Origin of the sequence: Rhodococcus sp. (in: high G+C Gram-positive bacteria) (assembly GCF_049286785.1) — a bacterium.
Classification (GTDB): Bacteria; Actinomycetota; Actinomycetes; order Mycobacteriales; family Mycobacteriaceae; genus Rhodococcus_F.
This window is the reverse complement of the sequence record NZ_JBAQEO010000116.1, coordinates 1-4,337: the sequence shown is the minus strand read 5'-3', so window position 1 is coordinate 4,337 and position 4,337 is coordinate 1. Positions and strand designations below refer to the sequence as shown.

General features: G+C 67.7%; 4 protein-coding genes and 1 pseudogene. 3 read left to right on the top strand and 2 right to left on the bottom strand.

Going from position 1 to position 4,337, the window contains the following annotated elements; genetic code table 11:
- Together WAW17_RS04605 and efeU are read right to left on the bottom strand one after the other, a co-directional pair.
- A pseudogene (locus tag WAW17_RS04605) lies at nucleotides 1–269 on the bottom strand (peptidase M75); the annotation flags it as partial.
- Between the two features lie 16 nt (nucleotides 270–285).
- The gene (gene efeU, locus WAW17_RS04600) at nucleotides 286–1,191 is read right to left on the bottom strand and encodes an iron uptake transporter permease EfeU (protein ID WP_422331830.1); all 906 of its coding nucleotides are present in this window, start codon (nucleotides 1,189–1,191) and stop codon (nucleotides 286–288) included.
- A gap of 164 nt (nucleotides 1,192–1,355) precedes the next feature.
- On the opposite strand from efeU, the gene WAW17_RS04595 reads away from it, so the two are divergent.
- The 3 genes from WAW17_RS04595 to WAW17_RS04585 all read left to right on the top strand — a co-directional run bounded on the left by WAW17_RS04595 (nucleotide 1,356) and on the right by WAW17_RS04585 (nucleotide 4,323).
- Nucleotides 1,356–2,141, top strand: a complete 786-nt coding sequence (locus WAW17_RS04595) for a lytic transglycosylase domain-containing protein (protein WP_422331829.1) — start codon at nucleotides 1,356–1,358, stop codon at nucleotides 2,139–2,141.
- A 132-nt stretch (nucleotides 2,142–2,273) separates the two neighbouring features.
- The gene (gene eno / locus WAW17_RS04590) at nucleotides 2,274–3,560 is read left to right on the top strand and encodes a phosphopyruvate hydratase (protein WP_422331828.1); all 1,287 of its coding nucleotides are present in this window, start codon (nucleotides 2,274–2,276) and stop codon (nucleotides 3,558–3,560) included.
- A 37-nt stretch (nucleotides 3,561–3,597) separates the two neighbouring features.
- Nucleotides 3,598–4,323, top strand: a complete 726-nt coding sequence (locus WAW17_RS04585) for an FtsB family cell division protein (protein WP_422331827.1) — start codon at nucleotides 3,598–3,600, stop codon at nucleotides 4,321–4,323.
- Nucleotides 4,324–4,337: the final 14 nt, after the last annotated feature.

Below are 4,337 nucleotides of genomic sequence, written 5' to 3'. Positions count from 1 at the left end.
AGGCCCGGACCGATGTTCTCCACCTCGCCCATGGCCCGGTCGCCCTCGGCGAAGACGTAGAACTCGGTGACCTTGCTGCCGTTGTTGGTGACCTGGAACGTGGTGCTCCCGGTGGTGCCGGAGTCGGCGCCGACGTCGCAGCCGTCGTCGGTGGCGGTGACGGTGATGTCGCCGTCTGCGGCGGTCGACTTCTCGGTGCACCCGGCGAGCGCCAGCGGGAGAACCGCTACCGATGCGAGTGTGAGGGTGGTGCGGCGCAGGATTTTCATGGGAGGTGGGGGCCTTTCACAACACTGTCTCGTCGGGCTCGGGGGAGGCGATGCGCGCGGTTGCAGGGGTGCCCGCGGTGCGCGCGACCGGTCGGAGGAAGAGGAACAGGACGACCGCGATGTACACGACCCATGCGATGGCCTGCAGCAGTGTCGGGTCGGGGCGGAAGTTGAAGATCCCGGCGAGGATCGTGCCATACCAACTGGACGCGTCGTAGCCGGCGCTGACGTCGAATGCGAGCGTGGATACACCCGGTAGGACGCCGCCGATCTGCAGTGCCCGGATGCCGTACGCGAGGATTCCCGCGGCGACCACGATCAGGAAGATGCCGGTGTATCGGAAGAACTTCGCGAAGTCGAGGCGGACGGCGCCGAAGTACAGCAGCACCGTGACGACAGCGGCGACGGCGATTCCGAGGACAAGCCCGACGAGCGGCCACGCGCTGCCGGCGGTGTTCTCGGCGTAGCCCACCATCAGCAGGGCCGTCTCGACACCTTCTCTGCCCACGGCGAAGAACGCGAGTGCGAGCACCGCGACCGGGCCGGTGACCAGTGCCTTCTCCATTCCGGCCCGTAGATCGGTGGAGATGGTGCGTGAGGCCGTTCGCATCCACAGAACCATTGCGGTGACGATCACGACTGCCACCAGGGAGGCAGCTCCCGCGATGATTTCGGCGGTCAGCCCGGTGACAGTGGACGTGCCGTAGTGGATGGTCAGGAAGATCACCGCCACCATGGCGACGGCAATGGTGACACCGAGCCACACCCACTTCAGTGCGTCCTTGCGCTCCGACTTGACCAGGAATGCGGCGAGGACCATCACGACGATCCCGGCCTCGAGCCCCTCGCGCAGTCCGATGAGGCCGCTGCCGAACAGCTGTGTGGCGATCGACGGCGCGGTCCCTGCAGCAAGGACGGACATGAGCACTCCTGGCGAGCTGGACGCGATCGACGTGTCCGAGTCAGTTTGGGTAGGCGAACCTTAGGTCTGGGGGAAAGGTACACGGTCACGCAAGGGATAGCGAAGCCCTCGCCTGCTCTTTTCCAAGCCTTTACTTCCGCCGGTGCCGGCATCGCGCCGGCGATATGCAAGATGGAGGAGTGACCCGATATCCCGTGCGCTCTCGACGCCCTTACCGATGGCCGCGCGCGGTGGTCGCGTTTCTTGCTGCCATGGTCCTCGTGGTGCTCGCGTTCGGTGCCTGCGCGCGGGATCAGCAGCCCCGGACAGCCATACCCGAAGGCATCCCTCCGGGGCCCGGTGCGCCGACACCGCCACTCGACATCAACGCCCCCGGACGATCCGCGGACCAGCTGCGTGGGTGGTCGGGGGAACTGGCGGAGGCGATCGAAATCGGGAACACGGCACTGGAGGCGTACGGCTACGCCGCGGCGGTGATGACGGAGACCGAGCCGGAATGCGGGATCGGATGGACCACCCTTGCCGGGATCGCCGGCGTGGAGATCAGGCACGGTACCCATGGTGGCGCGTCGGTCGACCCGACGGGTCAGGTGCACCCCGCGATCCGCGGTGTCCCGCTCGACGGCGGTCCCGGCGTCGCGGAGATCCCGGACACCGACGGGGGAGCCCTGGACGGCGATGCCGTGCACGACCGCGCGATGGGGCCGCTCCAGTTCATTCCCGAGACCTGGAAGCGATGGGCCGTCGACGCCAACGGTGATGGCATCGCCGACGTCGACAACATCGACGACGCTGCGCTCACCGCCGCCCGCTACCTTTGCGCGCGAGGTGGTGACCTGACGACACCGGAGGGGTGGCGAGCGGCGCTGATGGCGTACAACCTGTCGGGCAGATATCTGACTCTGGTGCGCGACCGGGCGTCCGCATACTCGGTGGGTCTGCGGCCGTAGACGAAGACGGGGCGCGCCGTCCCACGTCCGTTTCGGTGTGCCGTTACGCTGTGTGCTGGCACGATCTGGTGTCCTGGCACGATCGGACCGGTCGGTGCACAGTGCGAAGCCCCATAAAAGGAGAATCAGCAAGTGTCCATCATTGAGCAGGTCGGAGCCCGTGAGATCCTCGATTCCCGTGGAAACCCCACGGTGGAGGTCGAGGTGCTGCTCGACGACGGAAGTTTCGCTCGCGCCGCGGTTCCCTCCGGCGCGTCGACCGGTGAGCACGAGGCGGTCGAACTTCGCGACGGCGGCGACCGCTATGGCGGCAAGGGCGTCGAGAAGGCCGTCGAGGCTGTTCTCGGTGAGATCGCACCGGCGATCATCGGTATCGATGCCACCGAGCAGCGCACGGTCGACCAGGCCCTGCTCGACGCGGACGGAACCGCCGACAAGTCGCGGCTGGGCGCCAACGCTCTCCTCGGCGCGTCGCTCGCCGTCGCCCGCGCGGCGTCGGAATCGTCGGGTCTCGAGCTCTTCCGTTACATCGGCGGACCCAACGCGCACGTGCTGCCCGTCCCGATGATGAACATCCTCAACGGCGGTGCGCACGCAGACACCGGCGTCGACGTCCAGGAGTTCATGGTTGCCCCGATCGGTGCGGCGACCTTCAAGGAATCGCTTCGGTGGGGTGCCGAGGTGTACCACGCACTCAAGTCGGTGCTCAAGGAGAAGGGGCTCGCCACCGGACTCGGCGACGAGGGCGGTTTCGCTCCCGACGTCGCGGGCACCCGCGAAGCCCTCGACCTCATCAGCGTCGCGATCGGGAAGACCGGCCTGAGTCTGGGTACCGAGGTGGCGCTGGCGCTCGACGTCGCAGCCACCGAGTTCTACACCGACGGCTCCGGCTACAAGTTCGAGGGGAGCAACCGCACCGCTGCGGAGATGGCCGACTTCTACTCCGAGCTGATCGACGCGTACCCGCTCGTCTCGATCGAGGATCCGCTGAGCGAGGACGACTGGGACGGCTGGGTCGCACTCACCGACCAGATCGGCGGCAAGATCCAGCTCGTCGGTGACGACCTCTTCGTCACCAACCCTGAGCGCCTCGAGGAGGGCATCGTGAAGGGCGCCGCCAACGCGCTGCTGGTCAAGGTCAACCAGATCGGAACTCTCACCGAGACTCTCGACGCCGTCGATCTCGCGCACCGCAACGGATACAAGACGATGATGAGCCACCGGTCCGGTGAGACCGAGGACACCACCATCGCGGATCTCGCCGTTGCCGTGGGCAGTGGTCAGATCAAGACCGGTGCGCCGGCTCGCAGCGAGCGGGTGGCCAAGTACAACCAGCTTCTGCGCATCGAGGAGCACCTGGGGGACGCCGCCCGCTACGCCGGCGAGGTCGCCTTCCCGCGGTTCGCTTTCGAAGGCTGACATTGCGTAGTCGGACACGGTAGGGGGCGTCGAGGTAGTGGCACAGCGCGGCAGGCCGCGGTCGTCCGGAGCAAGTCCGGGCGGCCGCGGTTCCGGGCGTGGTGAACGTTCCCTGCGTGGTCGGACCGACGGAGTTCCCGGCGGCGCGCGACGCCCGCGCACCACCAAGGCGACTCCGTCGAGTGGCGGGGCCGACGGCAAGCCGGACGCCACCGACGACGCGGGCAAGGTCCTGCGCGGTCGTGCCCGGCCCAGAAGAGTGGGGACGTCCGCCGCCGCCCGCCTGGCACGATCCGACCACACGATCCTCGGGTTGTCGACCGGCCGGGCGTTGGTTCTCGTGGTGGTCGTACTGCTCCTTGCTCTCACCCTCGCCGTGCCGCTGCGGACGTACCTCACCCAGCGCGGGGAAGCGGATCGTGTTGCGGCAGAACAACTGCAGCTCGAGAAGGACTTGAAGGAACTGCGGATCCTGAAGGAGCGCTACTCCGACCCCGCCTACATCGAGGCGCAGGCGCGGGGGCGGCTCCGCTGGGTCAAACCCGGCGACACCCCGATTCAGGTGCAACTACCGGGCGACAACAAGGAACCGGAGAAGCCGGAGGAGGAGGACCCCGAGACTGCGGGTCCCTGGTACTCCGACCTGTGGACGACGATCTCCGAGCCCCCGGCCGAACCGAAGGTGCAGCCCGCCCCTGCCCCCGCACTGCCACCGGCGCCACTGCTGCCCGTACCGCCAGAACCAGGAGAACCCACCGGGTGACTACTTCGTCCGAC